The organism is Bacillus sp. RK1064, from assembly GCF_051488405.1.
GTDB lineage: Bacteria > Bacillota > Bacilli > Bacillales > Bacillaceae > Bacillus.
Genome location: NZ_JBPSCZ010000001.1, coordinates 615,641 through 636,410 on the forward strand (window position 1 = coordinate 615,641; position 20,770 = coordinate 636,410).

Here is a 20,770-nt window from a genome sequence, read left to right on the forward strand (position 1 = left end):
TTTACCAAGTTTAAATGGAGTAATTTTGCCCATCAAAACGGTTTTTCTACGAAGATGGGTCAAATTCTCTTAATACTTCTTTTAAAGCACTGATATAACGTCTGAATGCTTTTTTCTTTCCTTTTCTCGTATCAAAATTGTCAAAAAAGGCTTCTCTCTGCGCCGTACTAATTTCTAGCTGAACACTTTCACCACTCGCATTTCGATTATTAATATTTTTGGGATCTGTTCCTGAAAGCCGTTCGCCTTCTTGCACCATTTCTGCAGAAAATCCTCGATCCTTTAATTCTCGTACAACTGCTCTTTGCATTTTTTCGTTTGTCCCACCAACTAGCGTGTGTCTTTTATCACTTTTATAGCCGTGGATGGAAATGGAGAAGGGATACGTTTTAATCATTTGAACCAATATCGGTTCATCAAACTTGGTGCTTGTAATATGCAAATCACGATTATTGTCTTGTTTTGTTCCTTCAAACAAATACGTAGAGTACTTTTCTTGAAATGCTTCTACAATTTCACTTGTTCCTGGTTCAATTTCCCCTCCATGAGGAGAAAAGACGAGTAAATCACTTCCACCCTTTTCGTGAAATTCTATTTCATAGCCTTCTCTTTCATGTCGGATAAGCTGTTTAAAGCTTTCATATTGATCCCCTTTTTTTCGCTCTTTTTGATACTTTTCTACCTCTTCTTGATATTGCTTTTGCTCTTTTTTTTCTTGAACAGAATGGCTGCATTTCACCATTAAAAGAGCACACAGGATCAGAAAGATGAATCCGCATATCAGTAGCCTTTTCATTTCACCGCTCCTTTTCATTCTCTTAGGTGTCATCTTATCGCATTATTTTACTATCAATGGCTAACAGAATTCAAAGGTTGTCCGGCTCATTTGAACGAATCAGGAGAACTTACCTGTTTTTTTATGCTGCCCTAGGTATTTCTGACTTCTTTGAATCATTCATTGCTTGAATAAAAACTGCATCGTATGACCTTATTTTAGCTTTAGTTAAAATCACCTACAAAAATGGACATATTCTTCTGATTTCAAACAAAAAAAGCCGTAAACAAAAGGTATGCCCTTCTGTTTACAGCCAATTACTGTATATCCATCATTAAACTCTTAGTTCATTCTCTAAAGCTGAAAGGACTTCATCTTGCGACAGTCCTTGTGCAAGAGAAATCTCACTCACTAACATGCCTCGTGCATCTTCAAGCATCTTCTTTTCACTTGAATTTAATGCTTTCTTCTGATTGCGTCTCATCAGATCTTTGACAACGTCTGCACCATCTTCGATCGCACCTGTTTTTAGCTTTTTCAGATTTTCATCATATCTTTGCTTCCAAGTAAGCGTGTCGTCGTTTGTTTCTTCTGCAAAATTGTTCATCACAACTTTCAGCGTTGCTTGATCTGCTACCGGACGTATACCTAGTTGATTGATTCTGCCTCTTGGGATCATCATCTGCATATTCGGCATTTGAATCAGAAAATATTCCTCCGTCTTACCTAAAATCTCTTTTTCTTCCATTCCTTCAATCACACCGGCACCATGCATAGGGTAAACAATTTTATCACCTATTTGAAACAAATCCGCCACCTCCGAAAGTATTCACATTATGATTATAACACATTTCATCGGTGGATAAAAATTTATATTCTATCATGTTATTTTAGCACTAGTCAATTCTTTTTATTTGAGTTTTTCAGAAAAAGCCTTTTTTTACAAAAAAAGCGCCATCATCCAGTCCCCTTGTCTTATTCTTGCATATACTAGCATTGAGTCACATTTAGGAGGGATGACAATGTGCAAATGCAAGTGCAAGTGCAAACATTCCCACTCAAACTGTTATAAAAAGCATGACGATCATTGCCATGAGGATCCATGTAAAGAAAAAAAGTTTCATCATAAAAAAGATAAATGGTTTGAGAGCGATTTCTGGGATACTTCTAGAAGCTACGATCCCTATTACTGTCCTAAAAGTGTCTGCAGCAGCTGTAAGAAGCGTCGTAGAAGAAGACATGGCTTCTCATATTAGCAATTGACGCTTTCACCTGCTTTTCGTTTTCCCGGCTGAAAAGCCGGTTTTTTTCATATGGATAGGCTCATGAAACGGATCATGCTCATAGGATATGGCAACCTGACATAAAGGATGAGATATCAAATGAACAATATGAATAGCCCAATGAATCATCATCACCAAGAAAATCCCTATCATACATTTGAGAATGTGTATACAGCCAATCATGAGCATGTGGTCGCGCCAAACATGCAGGATCCTATGAATATGCCAAAGCATGATCATACCGGTAAAAAAGATATGTACAGCGGACACTATCCGCATCATCATTCAACCTATTCGCCGTTTCCAAATCAGCATGATGCCTTTTCACATGTTCCAATGAAAGATCACCATCATCTTGGCCACTATGGTGGATACGGAATGATGCCATATCATCCATACGGATATCAAGATATGCATATGATGATGCCAAATCAGCAAATGACAGGCCATGGTTATGGAATGAACCAACCAAATGCGTTTTTCCCCCGTTATTACTAAACAAGTGACAAAATAAGGGTATAATATACCATTTAATACCATATAGGAATATGGTAACCTTGTAGGTAAATAATGGGTGTAATCATCTATTATTTACCTATATTCAACAAGGGGGAAGGAAGAAATGAAAAAAACATGGACAATGATCATGATGGGAATGCTTACACTGGTCATGGCACTATCGGTACCGATTGCTGCATCCGCAGAAGGAGTCAAAACGGAGGAAGGCAAAGCATCAACGAATGCAAGACCAGCTGAACTTTATGCAAAAATTACAGGTACAAGTAAGCAGGAATGGTCTTTTTCTGACATTGAGCTGACATACCGCCCAAATTCTGTTTTAAGTATCGGTGCCATTGAGTTCACATTGCCTGCAGGCTTTCAAGCGACAACAAAAGACATCTTCAATGGAAAAGCATTAAAAGACAGCTACATTTTGAACAGTGGAAAAACTGTCCGCATTCCAGCTAGAATCGATTTATTAGGAATTTCACAATATAAATTACAACTTTCTCATAAAGTACTTCCTGCTGCAGGTACATACACGTTCCGCGCAGAAAACCGTGCGCTTAGCATTGGTTCTAAATTTTATGCAGAGGACACCCTTGATATTCAAACACGACCAGTTGTGGTCACACCGCCAAATCCTTGTGGATGCTAAATAAAAAAGCGCTCTAATAAGAGCGCTTCAGATTGTGACAAAGGGCTAAAATGATTTTTATTTTAGCCCTTTGTCTTTTTTTCATTTGATCACATGACCCGTTTAAACATTTTTTCCATTTCATATGTCGAGTGATGAATGATGATCGGCCGGCCGTGCGGACAAGTGAAGGGGTCCTTTGTCTGCCGGAGTTCATCTAATAAGGCTTTGATTTCATCATGACGCAAATGGCGATTTGCTTTGATAGAACCTTTACAGCTCATCATGATCGCCGCTTCTTCTCTCAATTTTTTGATATCAACACGCTTCTCATCTAGCACTTGCTCTATAATCTCTTCGATCAGTTCAGCCTCTTCCCCTTTTGGAAACCACTGCGGATGCGACCGAACAATGTAGCTTCCTGAACCGAAAGGCTCTAAGAAGACGCCCACTTTCGTTAGTATCTCTTTATGCTCTTCAATAATCAGCATATCGTTTTTCGAGTAGTGGAATGTTAATGGGACGAGCATTTCTTGCACTTCCTGCTTGATCTCTCCTACCTTCTCACGATAATACTCATACTTGATTCGCTCCTGGGCCGCATGCTGATCGATAATATAAAGCCCTCGTTCATTTTGAGCCAAAATATATGTGCCGTGCATTTGCCCGATGGGATACATGACTGGAACACGTTCGTTTTCTGAAATGGTTTCTGCAACATCTTCTCTCAGTACCGACTCTTCATATTCTAGTGAAGCGGCGGATTCCTCTAACTGAACACGCTCAGATGGAGCATCTTCATAAAATACGGGTGATGACGCCTCAGTCTTTTCCTGCTCAGGCGTCCCATATGTACCCGTCTGACTTGTCTCGTATACAACCGATTCGAGAGGCTCCGGCTGATAGGATAGCGGCGTTTCCGACACGCTTGTGTTTATTTTTTTCGCATCAAAGGTTAAGGATTGCTGCTCATTTTTGATAGCTGGCATTGGTGCTTTCTTTGGTACCGAAGCACTTGGAATGAGTTGCTGCTTTTGAAATACTTCCTTAATTCCTTGTTTGATTAGCTCATGAAGTTCCTGCTCTTTACTTAGTCTCACTTCAAGCTTCGAAGGGTGAACGTTCACATCCACTAAAATGGGGTCCATCTTCATCTCAATAAATGTAATCGGATGGCGGCCAATCGGCAGCAGGGTGTGATACCCTTCATGGACCGCTTTCACGAGCGGAAAATGCTTAACATATCTGCCGTTTACAACAGAAGACATATAATTCCGTGATGCCCTTGTCACTTCTGGCAAGGAGATATATCCTTTCACTTCAAAATCAAGTGATTGCACGTGAAGCGGCACCATTTTTTTCGCAACAGCTGTCCCGTAAATGGCCGCAAGCACATGCCGCACATCCCCGTTTCCATTCGTCTGAAGCAGGACTTTCCCTTGATGTCGCAAGCGAATCGATACTTCTGGGTGAGCCAGCGCAATTCGATTGACGACATCCGATATATTGCCAAGCTCCGTATGAACGGTTTTCATGTATTTTAAGCGGGCAGGCGTATTGTAAAATAAGTTGGTAACGACAATCTCGGTACCGCGGCGGCCAGAGGTTTTTTTCTCTGAAATGATCTTTCCGCCTTGCAGTACCAGGTGCGTTCCAGCTCCTTCACCAGTACTTGTTTTCATTTCTAGATGAGAGACAGATGCGATACTTGGCAGCGCCTCTCCCCTGAAGCCGAGCGTTCTGACACGGAACAGATCATTTTCATCTTTGATTTTACTCGTTGCATGGCGCTGAAAGGCGAGCTTACAATCTTCAGCATCGATTCCAACACCATTATCAATCATTCTAATAGAGGAAAGACCTGCTTCTTCTACATCGATTTCAATCACTGTACTGCTTGCATCAATTGCATTTTCCATAAGCTCCTTTACGACAGAAGCCGGACGCTCGACTACTTCACCTGCAGCAATTTTATTGGATAGGTCATCGGATAACTGAATAATCTTTGCCATTTTGCTCACCTCACCTTATATTATAATTTCTTTTGCAATTCATATAGCTTTGTCATCGCTTCGAGCGGGGTCATGTCCATTAGGTTGAATGACTTTAATTCCTCGATCACCGCTTGATCTTTCTGTTTTAGAACTGGTTTAGTTTGCGGTTTTTCTTCTACTTCAAAGAAAGAAAGCTGCTGTTTTTCCTCGGTCTTTTCTGTTTTTGGGGCTGCAGATACGTGCGGGGTCACTTCATGTGATCCGCTCTCAAGCTCCGTCAAAATGGTCTGGGCCCTATCGATGATGGCATCAGGCAATTCAGCAAGCTGAGCTACATGAATACCATAGCTTTTATCAGCTGCCCCCTCTTTGATTTGATGTAAGAAAACGACCGTGCCTTCATGCTCTTCAGCACGTACATGGACATTTTTCAGCTCGCTTAATTGAGACTCCAGGACTGTGAGCTCATGGTAATGTGTAGAAAATAGCGTTTTGGCACCAATATGATCGTGAACAAATTCAATGATTGCCTGCGCAAGAGCCATTCCATCATAAGTGCTTGTCCCGCGTCCAATTTCATCAAATAAGATCAAGCTGTTTTTCGTTGCATGCACCATCGCATTTTTTGCTTCAAGCATCTCTACCATAAAAGTACTCTGACCAGAAATCAAATCATCTGCCGCACCAATGCGTGTAAAGATTTGATCAAAGATCGGAAGGGTCGCCTTTGATGCCGGCACAAAGCAGCCAATTTGCGCAAGAATTGAGATAAGCGCCATTTGTCTCATATACGTACTTTTCCCTGACATATTCGGTCCAGTAATGAGTAAGGTTTGCCGGCCTTTTCCCATATGGCAGTCATTTGGCACATACTCCTGATGATCCATCACTTTTTCAACGACTGGGTGACGGCCATCTATGACATCCACCTCATCCTCTGAGAATTCCGGACGGATATAACGGCGCTTTTCACTGACAGTCGCAAAACATTGGAGGGCATCCAGCTCACTCATTTGTTTTGCGAGCAGCTGTAATCTCGGAATATAGACTTTCACTTGTTCCCTGAGAGCTGCGAATAGTTCATATTCCAGTTCGCTTATATTTGATTCTGCCTCAAGAATCAGCGCTTCTTTTTCTTTCAATTCAGGTGTAATATACCTCTCTGCATTGGCAAGCGTTTGTTTTCTTTCATAACGCCCTTCCTCCAGAAGATGCGTATTCGCGCGTGTCACTTCGATATAATAACCGAACACTTTATTAAACCCGACTTTTAAGGAGCGAATGCCTGTGTATTCTCTTTCTTGCTGTTCAAGCCGTGCAATCCAGTCCTTCCCATTTCGGCTGGCATCACGGTATTCATCTAATTTTGCATTGTAGCCGTCTTTAATCAAATTGCCTTCTTTTAACGTCATCGGCGGATTCTCATATAGCGCATCTTCTAATAAATCAAGTAAGTCATCACAAGGGTCAATATCATTCGCTCTTGATTTCGCCATTTCCTCTGGCAATGAATGCACAAGCTCTTTAATGGCTGGCACTTGTTTTAAGGATTCTTTTAACTGAATGAGATCACGGGCATTCACGTTGCCAAATGCGACACGGCCAGCTAAACGTTCGAGATCATATACTTGCTTTAACCGTTCTCGCAGATCCTCTCGTTCAAAGAGATGATCCATCAAAATTTGCACCATTTCCTGACGCTCTTTAATTTGCGAAAGGCGAATTAACGGCCGGTCGATCCATTGTTTGAGCAGCCTTCCGCCCATCGCTGTTTTTGTTTCATCTAGCAGCCATAATAAAGAGCCTTTCTTGCTTTTTGAGCGGATCGTCTCTGTTAATTCAAGATTTCGTTTTGAGTAAAGATCAATTTTCATTGTTTGTTCGAGCTCAAACACTTGAACTTGCTGAAGGTGATCGAGACTTCTTTTTTGCGTTCTTCTTAAATAGGCATATAATGTCAAAAAGGCCGATCTTAGTTGCTCGCTCAGGCGGGACACGAGTCGCTCAGCTTCATCGATCAAATCATCACTATCTTCGTATGAAATGGTCGCTTGGCACCGTTCCTTTAAGGTCTTGACTGTTTCTTCATCCAGCTGCTTTGACACCACAATTTCTTTTGCACCGACAGAATAAATTTCAGACACGACTTCATCTAATCGATCAATGAACGCCGCCATGTTTTCACCGGTAGATAAATCGGAAAGTGCAAGTCCATATCCATTTTCAAACTTTGTCACAGAGGCAATGAAGTTGTTTTCATTTTCACTTAATCCTTTACCATCCATCACCGTACCTGGTGTAATGAGTTGAACGACTTCTCTTTTGACTACACCTTTTGCCGTTTTAGGATCTTCCACCTGCTCACAAATCGCGACTTTGTAGCCTTTTGAAATCAATTGTTCTATGTATGCAGAAGCAGAATGATAAGGAACACCGCACATTGGTATTGTCCCGCCATCTCTGCTTGTTAACGTAATTTCCAATTCTTGTGCCGCTTCTTTTGCGTCATCAAAAAACATCTCATAAAAATCGCCTAAGCGAAAAAATAAAAAGGCATCTTGATACTCTGCCTTGATCTTTAAATATTGCTGTATCATGGGCGTATAACTTGCCATATTTCTAATCCCTCACTATACTACATTCGAATTCATACCATCTTCCATTATAGCATAAAAAATCACCTTTTTTCTCCTAGATAAGGGCACAAAAAAACTAGGGGGATATGCGCCCTAGTCATGAATTATTCTTCTGGATCACCCGCTAGGAATTCTGGATGAATATCCTCTAACTCCTCATCCACCTCTTCTTCCCACTCGTGATCATCTTTTTCTTTCCAGCTTGAATTGACCTCTACAACAATTTTTGTTTCTCCTACCACTTCAGCAATGAATTCACGCTCTGCCTGAACGATAATTTTATTGCCGTTTGGTGAAATGGTCACTTCTAGGCAATTGGGCTGCTGCAGCACTTTTGCAATCACTTCATGCTCATCATCAAGGAAATTTTTATCTTTATATCTCAGTTTGATGATGTCTACATATTTCACCCGTTCTGTGACGACTTCTGTTTTTGTGTTATCAGCGTAAGAATACCATACGTTAATATCAAAGGTTCCTTCAATCTCAACAGTTTTACCGACCTTTTCAGCATCATACTTATGATTAATGATCCAACCACCTAGGATGCTGGTTGGTTTTTGCGATGGAGAAATGGTGTGTGTGCTTTGGGTGAATTTCCTCCCTTTTGCAACCACCGCTTTTGTAATAATCTCTCTGTATTCAGACATTCCGGCATGCCTCCTTGTTCTTGATCGTTTTATCTTATGCTGGGCATTCGTCTAGTGTGTCACGATTTTGAACTTCATGTTCAATTAAATTCATTTCTGTTTCAGTGTATGCATGGTCGCCCATAAACTTGCCTTGAAAATTGGAAAAGTTGGAGAGTGAGAGATTTTGGGGTGACGAAGCAAGAGGTAGAACGGAAAGGGTGAATTTCTTCTGTTCTTTCAAAAAATGATGGTAGCAAAGCAAAAAACCCCGCATCTGCGGGGTTTTCTCATTTAATGGAGCAACTTGGTGATGAGTTTTTCACTTTTGAACCGGTTTCTCCTAATAAGAGGTCACCGCCGGTTGAAAGAATGATTTCATCTGTTACTTGATTAGAAATCGTATGCGCTACGAGCTGAAGCAGGGAATTGACTTCCACTTGTGATTCTTTGAATTCTTGAATCACCGGGATTTCATCCAGTTCTTCTTGCAGGGCATCGATTTTTTCTTCCACTTGCTTTAAGGCTTCATGTTTGCCGTAATGCTTTAAATTCACAGCTTGTTTTTGAAGCGCCTTAATTTGATTAATAATCGTTGAAATTTTTGTATTTTCATTGATTTGCGCTTCTGCTTTCTTGAAGAAATCAACTTCTTCTGTTTCAGAAATCATTTTAGCGAGCTCTCTTGCACGCTCGACAATCTCTTTTTTTGAATAAAGCGTCATTTTAATTCACCTCGATAGCTTCTCCAACCATTTCTCCGTCAAGAGACCAAGTTTTGGCTTGTGTGATTTTCACTTTGACGATGTTGCCAATCGCTTCTTTTGGTGCTTTAAAATTCACAAGCTTGCTTTTACTTGTATATCCGGCTAGGATTTCAGGGTTGTTTTTACTTTCACCCTCTACTAATACTTCGACAGTCTGCCCTTCATATTCCTTCATTTTTTTCGCGGAAATTTCATTCACGAGGGCATTCAGGCGCTGCAGACGTTCTTTTTTCACATGCATTGGCACGTTGTCTTGCATTTTCGCTGCTGGTGTTCCTTCTCTTGGAGAGTAAATGAACGTATAAGCGGCATCAAACTCAACCTCACGATAGAGGGAAAGTGTTTCCTCAAACTGCTCATCTGTCTCATTTGGGAACCCAACAATAATGTCCGTTGTTAATGAAGCATTTGGCATGGCTTCTTTGATTTTGCGCACAAGATCAAGATAACGCTCACGGTCATATTTTCTCGCCATAAGTTTCAAGACAGAAGAACTGCCTGATTGAACTGGCAAATGAATATGATCGAGAAGGTTCCCACCCTTAGCAAGCACTTCAATTAAGTGATCGTCAAAGTCACGCGGGTGGCTTGTTGTAAAACGGATACGCGGAATATCGATTTTACGCAGCTCATCCATCAGGTGTCCAAGACCATATTCCATGTCTTCAAAATCTTTTCCATACGCATTCACGTTTTGACCAAGAAGGGTAATTTCCTTATATCCTTCTGCCGCTAAACGTCTGACCTCTTGAATAATTTCATCCGGGCGGCGGCTTCTTTCCTTACCGCGCGTGTAAGGGACGATACAGTATGTACAGAATTTATCACAGCCGTACATAATATTCACCCAGCCCTTAATTTTTCCTTGGCGGGCTCTCGGAAGGTTTTCAATTACATCGCCTTCTTTTGACCAAACCTCGATGACCATTTCTTTTGAAAGATAGCATTCAGATAACAACTCTGGCAGGCGGTGAATGTTGTGTGTACCGAAAATCAAATCAACAAATGGATGTTTCTTCAAAATACGGTTGACGACAGATTCCTCTTGCGACATACATCCGCAGACACCTAAAATTAAATCTGGCTTTTCACGCTTTAATGCTTTTAAATGACCAAGCTCTCCGAACACTTTGTTTTCCGCATTTTCACGAATCGCACAAGTGTTTAATAAGATGACATTTGCATCTTCCGTTGAGTTTGTTGGCTCATAACCAAGCGCCATAAAGATACCAGCCATCACTTCTGTGTCATGCTCATTCATTTGACAGCCATATGTGCGAATATAAAACTTGCGGCCGTTCCCTAACCCTTGAAACCGCTCGTCAATTTGAAATTGATTGTATTCGACTTCTTCTTTACCCCGTTTTTTTGCTTCTTTTAAGGAAGGCGGAATGTACACAGCTTCAAAATACTGGCTGTAGTCCTTCTCGGATTTTTTGTCCGATGAACTTACTTGTCCGCTCGCTTTTCTCTGCTCTTCATTCATGAATTTGTACTCCTTTCAAACCAAGCTCCACCCTACAGTATAGACTATTTTGTGATGAATTGAAAATAAATTCATATGTGCCATCACTTTTCAATCCACACGAATTCTGCATGAATATTGAGTAGGTTTCAGATGTAGATCGTCTTTGCCTAAAGGGTTTTGTATTTCTTTGACAATTTTCATCTGCTTTGTACCGACACTCTCAACTAAAGTAATCACATATGATTCTTTTTCTTCTTCTGCTACCATTCTTTCTTGTTCAGATAAGAAGAATGGAAAGTCTTGATGAGTCAGTTTAGATCCTTTTACTTCTATGAGTTTCTCTTTTCCATCGGGGTAATAAGATTTGATATCAAATCCATGACCATCTTCCGTTTCAGCCACCCAATTGACAGCTTCCGCTAATTGTTCCTGACCCGCTGCTTTTAATTGCTCTACTTCCATATGATAAACAAATTTCTCAGCTATTCTACCTGTCTCTTCGTTTTGCTTTGCTCTTTCTTCTCTTAATTGTTTATAAACATCTCTATGAATGATTCTTTTTCTTTTAAATTTGTTCTGATGTTCCACTTTTGGAGTAAGGTCCTGATCCAAATATACTTCGTAAACAAAATCATAAAAAAACTCGTTTAAAGAATTGATATCTTCTATTAATTGGTGATGGTCAAAATGATCAATATTATACTTTTTAAAGACCAATGAGCTTGCTACATATTTTTTAGGTCTTAATGATTTACCCAAATGAAAATCACCTATATGAAAGCCCTCTAATCTTTTATGGTGCTTTAATTCTGGCTGTAGCCTTTCCCTCCAAACGGCTGCCTCTTCTTTAATTTCAGACAAAGATAAATTTTCAGTTCCAGTTTCAATTGTTAAATAAAAATCTTCCCCGTTCTCAGCAAATAAAATAACAATAAATATTCCTTTTTGTGTCGTTGTTTTTTGGGAATTAGGATTTGTGGTTAATCTCCTGTCTAAAAGTGCAATCCAAAAACATTCTGCAACTTTTCCATTTCCTGTAGATGCTTTAATATCGATCCTATCCAAATTCCTCATATGACGTTTTTCTAATTCACATTGAATTTTGTTTGGTATTTCTTTATTAAACATTTTGTGAAAATGGTGATTCTTATCTGTTCTTGCATTGTTCTTATAATCTAAAAATTGCTTATAAAACTCATCTTTATTAAATAACATTTCTCTCATCACTTACCTCAATAGATCTTTTTACATACATTATACATAACAAACGGTAGATTTGATGAAATATGGAAAGAATAGTGCAAAAAAAGAGAGCCTGCGCTCTCTCAATCAAGTATGTTCAGTTTTTTTGCTTCTTCTTTGATCACCGTCAGTGCACGGTCTAGTTCTTCTTTTGTGTGCTCTGCTGTGATGATGGCTCTAATTCTCGCTTTTCCTTTTGCCACAGTTGGGAAGGCGATGCCTTGAGCAAACACGCCTCGCTCTATTAAAGCCTTTGAAAAGCGGAAAGTAAGGGCTTCGTCTCCAATCATAATTGGAATAATCGGTGTTTCTGTCGGAGCAACTTGAAACCCAAGGCTGACGACTTTTTCTTTGAAATAGGCGACGTTTTCCCAGAGTGTGCTAATTCGCTCTGGTTCATCTAACAGCACTTCAATGGCTTCTTCACAGGCTCTAGTCACAGCTGGCGGATGTGAGGTGCTGAATAAAAACGGCCTTGCTTTATGCTTTAAGTAGTCGATTAAAACGGCTGATCCCGCTACATAGCCGCCGAGCACTCCGACAGCCTTACTAAGTGTCCCAACCTGAATGTGCACTCTGCCGTCGAGTTTAAAATGGTTGACTGTCCCGCGGCCATTTTCACCAAGCACGCCTGAGGCATGCGCATCGTCTACCATCACAAATGCATCATATGCTTCTGCGAGCCTCACAATCTCAGGAAGTGGCGCAATATCTCCATCCATCGAGAACACACCATCTGTGACGATGAGACGCACGCGGTAATTCATAGATTTCTTTAAAATTTTCTCAAGCTCTTCCATATTGGAATGACCGTATACCTTTTTATCTGCTTTTGTTAATCGGATGCCGTCAATGATTGAGGCATGATTCAGTTCATCTGAAATAACAATATCATCTTTTGTCAGGATACTTGATAAGACCCCTTGGTTGGTCGTAAAGCCTGATTGGAACACAAGGGCTGCCTCTGTCTTTTTAAATGCAGCGAGCTTTTTTTCAAGACGTTCGTGCATCGTCATTGTGCCGGCGATGGTTCGTACAGACCCTGTGCCAGCACCAAATTCATCAATTGCCTCTTTTGCCGCTTTCATCAGCCTTGGATGTGAGGTGAGGCCTAAGTAGTTATTTGAGGAGAGCTGTATGACAGATTGTTCATTTAATGTCACAGTGGATGATTGTTTTGAGTCGATCTCTTTCAATGTTTGGTGGGTGCCTTGCTGCTTCATTGTTTCCAGTTCACCTTGTAAATACGTGAATTCTTTCATCATTTCTTCCCCCTTTGATTTGATGTCATCATCAGTACGACCTTTCCGCACGTACCATTTCTCATGAGTTCAAATCCCTTTTCGAACTGTTCAAATGGCAGCGTATGGGTGACAACTGGCTGGACATCGATGGTATTCGTTCTTAACAGCTCAGATACTTGACGCCACGTCTCAAACATTTTTCTCCCCGTGATTCCTTGGACGGTTAATCCCCTAAAAACAATTTGATTCGTAATATCAATTGTCACTGGCCGTTCTGGCAAGCTTAGTATATTGACTTTCCCTCCATTTGCACAAGCTTCGAGTGCTTGATTAATGGCAACTGGATGTCCTGACATCTCGCATATCACATCTGCTCCTTCCATCCGTGTGAACTGCTTAATCACCTCAACAGGATCATCTTTTCCAATATCCACGATATGGTCTGCCCCCATTTTTCGGGCAAGATCCAGCCTGTATTCGTTTTGATCGACGGCAAACACTTGAACAGCACCGGAAGCTTTCGCGACGGCGATCGCCATTAAACCGATTGGTCCGCAGCCAAAAATCGCCACTGACTTACCTGAAACGGGTGTGTGCAGCACTGTATGAACAGCATTTCCAAGCGGCTCTTGGATAGATGCAAGCTCTACTGGCATTTGAGCTGGATTGTGCCACACATTTTGTTCAGGTACTTTGACATATTCAGCAAAGCAGCCGTCAATGTCTACCCCTAAAATTTTCGTTTCACTGCACAAATGCTGCTGCCCGGTTAAACACATATAGCACTGATTACATACAACATGTGTCTCTGCCGATACAAAATCCCCTACTTTTGCACGTGAGACTTGCTTCCCTACTTTGACAACTTCCCCTGTAAATTCATGTCCAAAAATGTAGGGCGCTTTAACTCTTCCCTTTGCCCAGTCATCCCAGTTATAAATATGCACGTCTGTTCCGCATATCGAAGTGGCTTTCACCTGAATCAATACTTCATGATCATTGATTTCTGGAATCGGCATTTCCATCAGTACCGCTCCGTAAGCGCTTTCTTTTTTAACAATTGCTTTCATCGTTCCACACATGACGTACAACCCCTTTGTTAAAAAACTTCTCCCAATGAGATTTTAACACGTCTTATTTTAGACGTAAATACCACTGTCTACTGTAAAAAGACAAATGAACACTCCACATATTTTTTTGGATATTTTTCTAAAAAAAAAAGCAAATCCCCGTAGAGAAGGAGATTTGCTTTTTGCGTCACCGTCTTTTTGAAACGGCAATATATAAGGCTGGCACAATGAAGAGTGTGAGAATCGTTGAGAAAAAGACACCCGAAACTATGCAGATTGCCAGCGGCTTAAAGAGCGGATCATTACTTAATGCTACAGGCATAAGGGCAACCAGTGCTGTAAATGCTGTTAGTAAAATTGGCCTAATCCTAGCTCTTCCCGCTTCAATGACAGCTGTCTGTTGATCGAATCCTTGCTTACGCCGCTGCTCAATAAATTCGAACAAGACAACCGCATTTCGGACCACGATACCAGCTAATGAGACAATTCCCATTGTTGCCATGAAGCTGAACGGTGTTTGTGTGACAAACAGTCCTATTACAGCTCCAGATATCGCTAAGTAAACCGTACCTAGAACTAACAATGGAAGCATCAATGAATTGAACTGAAAAGCGATGGTCACATAAATGAGCAGCAAGACAACCCCAAATAAGAGACTAATTTCAATAAAGAACTGGGTTTGATCTTCATTTTCTCCACCTTGAGAAATGGTTAGCTCCTTCGCTGCATCCGTTTTTCCTACTTGATTGACGACTTCTTTCATGTCATCTTTAAACGACTCTGACGTGCCAGGGTACGCCTTCAGCGTAATGGTCGGAATTCCATTTTCATGTGGAATGCTTTCGTACTGCTCTGTTTCTTTTTCTTTTACATATCGGCTAAGCGGCTCGAGTGAAGGCATACCACCTTCATTTGAATTGACAGGCACTTTTATTTCTTTTAGCTTTAATCCATTTTGGTGTGTAGCCATATCCTGTTTGACCACTAGGTCGATATCTTTTGTTCCTTGTTTAAAGCTGCCTAATGGCATGCCTTCTGTCACAAGACCGAGCTGTCTGCTGACAAACTGAGCGCTGAGCCCATCCTCTGCCATTCGGTCACGGTTTAACTCAAAGGAGATGGTTTTTACCGGCTGATTGACATCGTCAGTGATCAAGCTCGCTCCTTTTTCTTTCATTTCACTTGTGAGCGTTTCTTTGATATTAATGAGCTTTGCAAAAGAGTCACCCGCAATGGTTACTGTCACAGGCGCACCGGTTGGCGGCCCTTGAACAATGGTTTTCATAAAAATATCAGCATCTTTGAATTTCTTACGCAATGGCTCTGTCATACGATCTATCAATTGTTTACTCGTCATCTGATCATTGTCTACTCTCACGACAACTTGACCAGTATGATCACTTGAATTTGAGATACTTTCATTAAACAGGTTCGGTACACCGCCGCCTGCAAAGATCGCCGTCTCTTCAATGCCTTTCTGCTGTTTCATCTCTTGTTCTATTTTCTCTAATGTTTCATTTGTTTTGTCTAATGTTGTTTCACTTGGAAGTGTGACAGTGACAACCACTTCTTTTTTATTCGCTGCAGGGAAAAATTCAAATGGTGTGACGAAAATCAGTAAAAAGGCAAGCGTTGCAACGAGCAAACCACTTAGGCCAATAAGCAGCGGACGCTTCACAATGTTCGTCAGCACACGGTCTGCATAAAAATCAGCTAATTTTTTTAACGGTTTGCCTAGGAATCCTGGCTCTTTTTGAATTTTCTTGTTCTTTCTTTTTCGGCTCACGGTATATTGATAGACTGGCACTAGTGTCAGAGAAATCACCATAGACGCAAGTACAGTCGTGACTAGGACAGACGGTAATGCTCGTATAAATGAACCGTTTGCACCTGATAAGAAAACAAGTGGCAAGAAAGCAAACACAACCGCAAGTGTTGAAGTCAAAATAGACCCTGCAACTTCTTTCACACCTGCAATCGTTCCTTTAAGCGGACTTTCGTATTTTTTCATCTGCCTTAAAATATTATCGTTGACGACAATGGCATCATCGACAAGTATTCCTAGGGCAATGATAAAGCCGATAATCGAAATCTGATTGAGGTCCACTTGTAAAAATGGCAGCGGAATCGTTCCGATTGTGATCGATAATGGGATGGCAAGTGAAACGATGAACGCACCGCCAATGGTAAGACCAAGTGTGGTGACGATAATGACAGCGATGACCGCAACAATGGCTTCTTTTATCAAATCATTAAAAATAGCATCCACATCACTTTTTTGTGAATAGTAGTCTACCCACTCCACACCATTTGGAAGCTGCTTCTCTTTCTTAATAACATCACTGACTTTGTCGTACATTTTAGGAATATCCAGCCCGGGTTTGATATTGACTGTAAATGAATAGGCGGGCTTTCCGTTATACGACACAATGTCACTTTTCTCTTTTTCTACTTCTTTTAAGCTGCCAAGCTGACTGATTGTGACCGGCTCACGGTTCGTTTTGGAGAAAAGCTCAATCTTTTTCACTTGATCCAAACGGTCATAGGCATCAATGGACAGCTTAACCTTCTCGCCGCCTGCCCGAATGTCGCCTAGTGGAGATGTGTCAAATTCCTGATTGATGGCATTTGTGACATCCGTTACATTTAACCCTTCATCCTCCAATTTACTTGAATCTAAGTTTAATACCGCTTGTTTGTCATTGAATCCTTTGATGACGACACTGTCTACCCCTTTGATGTCCTCAACCTTTTCCTTCAACGCACGCAGCGATTCCTGACTTTTTGCCAAGTCCGTTAATTGACTCGCCACAACCATATAAGAACCAACCGGCACGTTGCCGAACTCATCCTTTACATCCGGCTCCATCACTCCATTAGGAAAGGACGACGCAGCACTCCTGGTTTCATTCTTAATTTGACTTGCCACCTTTTGAAAGTCGGCTTGATCATCAATTTCAAGCACAATATTTGAAAAACCAATGGCAGAAACAGAGCTCGTTTTCTCTACACCATTGATATCAGATATGGCTGATTCGAGCTTATTGGTTACATTACTTTCCACCTGTTTTGCATCCGCACCAGGAAACACGGTGGAAATCGTGACGATATTCGCTTGGAATTCTGGCAGTTCTCGTTTAGGGAGCTGCGCGAATAAATAGCCGCCAGCAATGAGAACAATAAAAAATAAAATAAAAACAAGCTTTCCTCTTTTCAAAAAAGCTTCAATCATTATTTCACCTACTTAAATATTTATTTTTGATGAAGTATTTTTAACTTCATCTTAATTTATCATTCTGGTGAAAAAATGCAAGCTCTAATATGTCATTTTTATCTATTTCATGAACTGAATATGTTATATAAGAAATGTATAGTGGTAAACAAAAACAACCTGCTCACATGATGTAAGCAGGTTGAAAATAATAAAATTAGAATTATCGCGGCTCAACAATCAATTTGATTGCTGTTCTTTCTTCTCCATCGATAAGAATGTCAGTAAAGGCTGGAATGCATATCAAATCCACTCCGCTTGGTGCAACAAATCCCCTTGCTATGGCTACAGCCTTGACCGCCTGATTCAGCGCTCCAGCGCCGATTGCTTGTATTTCCGCTGCACCGCGTTCACGTAAAACGCCTGCTAATGCTCCTGCTACTGAATTCGGATTTGACTTTGCTGAAACTTTTAAAATTTCCATTTCTGCTCCCCCTTAAATTTACAATGGATAAGTGAGTGTTCATTAGAACAATCTTTGTTAGATGATGCTATTTTTTGAAAATCCATCCCCAAAATGTTTTTCAAAAATAGCAGGCTACCTACCATTTTTACTATATTCACGATAGAGGGCGCATATTCCTTCTTTCTGATTAATATTTTTCTGAAATAAATATGTGAACATTTATTCAAAGAAAATATGGTCATCATTTATCAAAATTCGATCAATTTTGACAGCTTTTTTCGACTGTTCGTCAATTTCTACGATTACTGCACTTAGTGTTGTGCGTCCTTCTGCAATCTCAAAACGGACTGGAAGACTCGTTTTGAATCGTTTAATAATCGTCTCCCGATCAACACCTAAAATGCCATCATAAGGTCCTGTCATTCCCACATCTGAAATATACGCAGTTCCTTTTGGCAAAACGCGGTTATCTGCTGTTTGAACATGTGTATGCGTTCCAACGACACATGATGCACGGCCGTCTGTATACCAGCCCATCGCTTGCTTTTCACTTGTGGCTTCACCATGAAAATCAATAAAAATGAACGGTGTACGTTTGGATGCTTCCGCAATTAACTCGTCTACTTTTTGAAACGGGCAGTCAATTGGCGGTAAAAAAGTGCGTCCTTGTAAATTGATGACGGCCAGTTCTTTTCCTTGTTTTTTTATAAACGTAAGACCTTTACCAGGTGTGCCTTCTGGGAAGTTCGCCGGACGAACCATGTTGGCTGCGTCATCGATGAAATCAAAAATATCTCTTTTATCCCATGTATGGTTGCCCATTGTAAGCACGTCAGCTCCTGCTTGCAGCAGCTCATGATAGATTTTTTCAGTTATCCCTTTCCCATGAGCAGCATTTTCTCCGTTGACAATGGTAAAGTGGGGCTGATATTTCTTCTTCAACTTTGGCAAGTATTCTTTCAGTGTGTCTCGTCCAGGTGAACCGACGATATCTCCAACAAATAATATTTTCATGCGCTTTGAACCCTTTCTCTTATAAATTGACTTCTTATCAGTGTTGCATATTTACACAAAAAAATAAAGCGGCGCTAAGCGCACCGCTCTATTTTGCATACTCTACTGCGCGAGTTTCTCGAATGACCGTCACTTTAATGTGACCAGGGTAATCGAGCTCGTCCTCAATCCGCTTACGAATATCCCTTGCTAGACGGTGAGCTTCAAGATCATTAATTGAATCTGGCTTCACCATAATACGTACTTCACGTCCAGCCTGTATCGCAAACGATTTTTCAACACCTTCATAAGATTCAGAGATATCTTCTAATTTCTCAAGTCTCCGAATGTAATTTTCAAGCGTCTCACTTCTTGCACCAGGGCGTGCTGCAGATAATGCATCTGCTGCCGCAACAAGAACAGCGATAATAGATGTCGGTTCTTGGTCACCGTGGTGAGAGGCAATACTGTTGATGACAACAGGATGCTCTTTATATTTCGTCGCAAGCTCAACGCCAATTTCTACGTGGCTTCCTTCTACTTCATGATCAATGGCTTTTCCAATGTCATGCAGAAGACCTGCTCGTTTTGCAAGCTTTGCATCTTCTCCAAGCTCTGAAGCCATGAGACCTGCAAGATGTGCAACCTCAATTGAATGCTTCAGGACATTTTGTCCATAACTTGTACGGAATTTTAAGCGACCGAGAATTTTGATGAGATCCGGATGCAGACCGTGAACTCCGACTTCGAATGTCGTTTGCTCACCCATCTCACGGATATAATCATCGACTTCACGGCGTGATTTTTCCACCATTTCTTCAATTCGTGCAGGATGAATGCGGCCATCCTGGACTAGCTTGTCCAGAGCTATCCTCGCTGTTTCACGTCTAATCGGATCAAAGCCCGATAGGATAACAGCTTCAGGTGTATCATCTATGATCAAGTCAATACCTGTTAACGTTTCTAACGTACGGATATTTCGTCCTTCACGTCCGATAATACGACCTTTCATCTCATCATTTGGAAGATTGACTACAGATACCGTCGTTTCAGCTACATGATCAGCTGCACAACGCTGTAACGCAAGTGAAAGAATGTTTTTCGCCTTTTTATCAGCCTCTTCTTTCGCTCGGTTTTCAGATTCTTTCGTCATGACTGCAATGTCGTGGGAAAGCTCATTTTCAACTTGATCCAGAATGATTTGTTTCGCTTCATCTCGAGTTAAACTAGAAATGCGTTCTAACTCGGCTTTCTGCAAACGAATCATATCATCCACTTTGCTTTCCATCTCTTCAATATGTTGTTGTCGTTCATTCAGAGAATGATCTCTCTTCTCCAACAGGGACTCCCGTTTATCTAAAGATTCGTCTTTGCGATCAAGATTTTCCTCTTTTTGAAGTAAACGGTTTTCTTGTCTTTGAAGCTCATTACGTCTTTCACGAACTTCTTGCTCCGCCTCTACACGAAAGGAATGAATTTCATCTTTCGCTTCCAAGAGCGCTTCTTTCTTCAATGCTTCCGCATCACGCTTTGCATCCTCAACAATTTGTTCGGCCATGTTTCTTGCGCCGGATATTTTTGCTTCTGCAATGGTTTTACGAACAAAGTAGCCAACAACTAAACAGATTAGGCTCAGCAAAATGGAGATGATCGTAAACATCGTAGGCGACATATTTTCACCTCCTCTTGCTATGAACTTGGTTTTACAAATAAAGTGTCGGCATGTACATTGTTTTGTGTCTCAACATACAGGGCCTTCACAGGGAATGAGATCCTCACTGCCCTTGTCAAGTTTAAATTAGTTATCAATCATGTTAAGAAAAACAAGTGATACATTCCCATTGTAATTGTGTC

Annotated in this window: 16 protein-coding genes; 2 read left to right on the forward strand and 14 right to left on the reverse strand. The window is 40.9% G+C overall.

The features are described from left to right. Positions 1-46: 46 nt before the first annotated feature. Both ACSSTM_RS03340 and ACSSTM_RS03345 read right to left on the reverse strand, forming a co-directional pair. Positions 47-796 carry a poly-gamma-glutamate hydrolase family protein gene (locus tag ACSSTM_RS03340; protein ID WP_034662173.1) on the reverse strand — a complete coding sequence of 250 codons (750 nt, stop codon included), beginning with the start codon at positions 794-796 and terminating at the stop codon, positions 47-49. A 313-nt stretch (positions 797-1,109) separates the two neighbouring features. Beyond that, entirely contained in the window at positions 1,110-1,583 is a 474-nt protein-coding gene (locus ACSSTM_RS03345) for a CarD family transcriptional regulator (RefSeq protein ID WP_034662177.1), read from the reverse strand. A gap of 574 nt (positions 1,584-2,157) precedes the next feature. Between ACSSTM_RS03345 and ACSSTM_RS03350 the strand changes: the two genes are divergently transcribed. Together ACSSTM_RS03350 and bslA are read left to right on the forward strand one after the other, a co-directional pair. Next, on the forward strand, positions 2,158-2,556 hold the full coding sequence (locus tag ACSSTM_RS03350) for a hypothetical protein (protein ID WP_034662180.1): 399 nt from the start codon (positions 2,158-2,160) through the stop codon (positions 2,554-2,556). 124 nt (positions 2,557-2,680) lie between these two features. Next, entirely contained in the window at positions 2,681-3,217 is a 537-nt protein-coding gene (gene bslA, locus ACSSTM_RS03355; protein WP_034662185.1) for a biofilm surface layer hydrophobin BslA, read from the forward strand. Between the two features lie 89 nt (positions 3,218-3,306). Here the strand turns inward: bslA and mutL are convergent, their stop codons facing one another. The 12 genes from mutL to rny form a co-directional block, all read right to left on the reverse strand. Continuing rightward, a complete protein-coding gene (gene mutL / locus ACSSTM_RS03360) occupies positions 3,307-5,208 on the reverse strand; it encodes a DNA mismatch repair endonuclease MutL (RefSeq protein ID WP_034662188.1) in 1,902 nt (633 codons plus the stop codon). A 20-nt stretch (positions 5,209-5,228) separates the two neighbouring features. Beyond that, on the reverse strand, positions 5,229-7,805 hold the full coding sequence (gene mutS, locus ACSSTM_RS03365) for a DNA mismatch repair protein MutS (RefSeq protein WP_106037750.1): 2,577 nt from the start codon (positions 7,803-7,805) through the stop codon (positions 5,229-5,231). Between the two features lie 125 nt (positions 7,806-7,930). Beyond that, on the reverse strand, positions 7,931-8,476 hold the full coding sequence (gene cotE / locus ACSSTM_RS03370; protein WP_003212450.1) for an outer spore coat protein CotE: 546 nt from the start codon (positions 8,474-8,476) through the stop codon (positions 7,931-7,933). Positions 8,477-8,745: 269 nt separating this feature from the next. Next, on the reverse strand, positions 8,746-9,180 hold the full coding sequence (locus tag ACSSTM_RS03375; RefSeq protein ID WP_003211238.1) for a RicAFT regulatory complex protein RicA family protein: 435 nt from the start codon (positions 9,178-9,180) through the stop codon (positions 8,746-8,748). A gap of 1 nt (position 9,181) precedes the next feature. Further along, positions 9,182-10,708, reverse strand: a complete 1,527-nt coding sequence (gene miaB / locus ACSSTM_RS03380) for a tRNA (N6-isopentenyl adenosine(37)-C2)-methylthiotransferase MiaB (RefSeq protein WP_060596336.1) — start codon at positions 10,706-10,708, stop codon at positions 9,182-9,184. 90 nt (positions 10,709-10,798) lie between these two features. Next, on the reverse strand, positions 10,799-11,914 hold the full coding sequence (locus tag ACSSTM_RS03385) for an MrcB family domain-containing protein (RefSeq protein ID WP_052004387.1): 1,116 nt from the start codon (positions 11,912-11,914) through the stop codon (positions 10,799-10,801). A 101-nt stretch (positions 11,915-12,015) separates the two neighbouring features. Then, a complete protein-coding gene (locus ACSSTM_RS03390) occupies positions 12,016-13,197 on the reverse strand; it encodes a glycine C-acetyltransferase (RefSeq protein ID WP_437403992.1) in 1,182 nt (393 codons plus the stop codon). After that, on the reverse strand, positions 13,194-14,258 hold the full coding sequence (gene tdh, locus ACSSTM_RS03395; RefSeq protein WP_375567516.1) for an L-threonine 3-dehydrogenase: 1,065 nt from the start codon (positions 14,256-14,258) through the stop codon (positions 13,194-13,196). Before tdh ends, ACSSTM_RS03390 begins: the two co-directional genes overlap by 4 nt. A 175-nt stretch (positions 14,259-14,433) precedes the next feature. Beyond that, positions 14,434-17,478: an efflux RND transporter permease subunit gene (locus tag ACSSTM_RS03400; RefSeq protein ID WP_420734923.1), complete on the reverse strand. Its 3,045-nt coding sequence runs from the start codon at positions 17,476-17,478 to the stop codon at positions 14,434-14,436. Between the two features lie 202 nt (positions 17,479-17,680). Continuing rightward, positions 17,681-17,941 carry a stage V sporulation protein SpoVS gene (spoVS, locus tag ACSSTM_RS03405; protein WP_003211281.1) on the reverse strand — a complete coding sequence of 87 codons (261 nt, stop codon included), beginning with the start codon at positions 17,939-17,941 and terminating at the stop codon, positions 17,681-17,683. A 201-nt stretch (positions 17,942-18,142) separates the two neighbouring features. Further along, positions 18,143-18,937, reverse strand: coding sequence for a TIGR00282 family metallophosphoesterase (locus ACSSTM_RS03410; protein WP_034662209.1), 795 nt, complete (start codon positions 18,935-18,937; stop codon positions 18,143-18,145). 88 nt (positions 18,938-19,025) lie between these two features. Further along, on the reverse strand, positions 19,026-20,588 hold the full coding sequence (gene rny / locus ACSSTM_RS03415; protein WP_003211958.1) for a ribonuclease Y: 1,563 nt from the start codon (positions 20,586-20,588) through the stop codon (positions 19,026-19,028). Between the last annotated feature and the right edge of the window lie 182 nt (positions 20,589-20,770).

Excerpts from the sequence above, each read along its gene's own strand:
- ACSSTM_RS03340 (WP_034662173.1), bottom strand. The coding sequence starts at position 796 with ATGAAAAGGCTACTGATATGCGGATTCATCTTTCTGATCCTGTGTGCT.
- ACSSTM_RS03350 (WP_034662180.1), top strand. The coding sequence starts at position 2,158 with ATGAACAATATGAATAGCCCAATGAATCATCATCACCAAGAAAATCCC.
- bslA (WP_034662185.1), top strand. The coding sequence starts at position 2,681 with ATGAAAAAAACATGGACAATGATCATGATGGGAATGCTTACACTGGTC.
- mutL (WP_034662188.1), bottom strand. The coding sequence starts at position 5,208 with ATGGCAAAGATTATTCAGTTATCCGATGACCTATCCAATAAAATTGCT.
- mutS (WP_106037750.1), bottom strand. The coding sequence starts at position 7,805 with ATGGCAAGTTATACGCCCATGATACAGCAATATTTAAAGATCAAGGCA.
- cotE (WP_003212450.1), bottom strand. The coding sequence starts at position 8,476 with ATGTCTGAATACAGAGAGATTATTACAAAAGCGGTGGTTGCAAAAGGG.
- ACSSTM_RS03375 (WP_003211238.1), bottom strand. The coding sequence starts at position 9,180 with ATGACGCTTTATTCAAAAAAAGAGATTGTCGAGCGTGCAAGAGAGCTC.
- miaB (WP_060596336.1), bottom strand. The coding sequence starts at position 10,708 with ATGAATGAAGAGCAGAGAAAAGCGAGCGGACAAGTAAGTTCATCGGAC.
- ACSSTM_RS03385 (WP_052004387.1), bottom strand. The coding sequence starts at position 11,914 with ATGAGAGAAATGTTATTTAATAAAGATGAGTTTTATAAGCAATTTTTA.
- ACSSTM_RS03390 (WP_437403992.1), bottom strand. The coding sequence starts at position 13,197 with ATGATGAAAGAATTCACGTATTTACAAGGTGAACTGGAAACAATGAAG.
- tdh (WP_375567516.1), bottom strand. The coding sequence starts at position 14,258 with ATGTGTGGAACGATGAAAGCAATTGTTAAAAAAGAAAGCGCTTACGGA.
- ACSSTM_RS03400 (WP_420734923.1), bottom strand. The coding sequence starts at position 17,478 with ATGATTGAAGCTTTTTTGAAAAGAGGAAAGCTTGTTTTTATTTTATTT.
- spoVS (WP_003211281.1), bottom strand. The coding sequence starts at position 17,941 with ATGGAAATTTTAAAAGTTTCAGCAAAGTCAAATCCGAATTCAGTAGCA.
- ACSSTM_RS03410 (WP_034662209.1), bottom strand. The coding sequence starts at position 18,937 with ATGAAAATATTATTTGTTGGAGATATCGTCGGTTCACCTGGACGAGAC.
- rny (WP_003211958.1), bottom strand. The coding sequence starts at position 20,588 with ATGTCGCCTACGATGTTTACGATCATCTCCATTTTGCTGAGCCTAATC.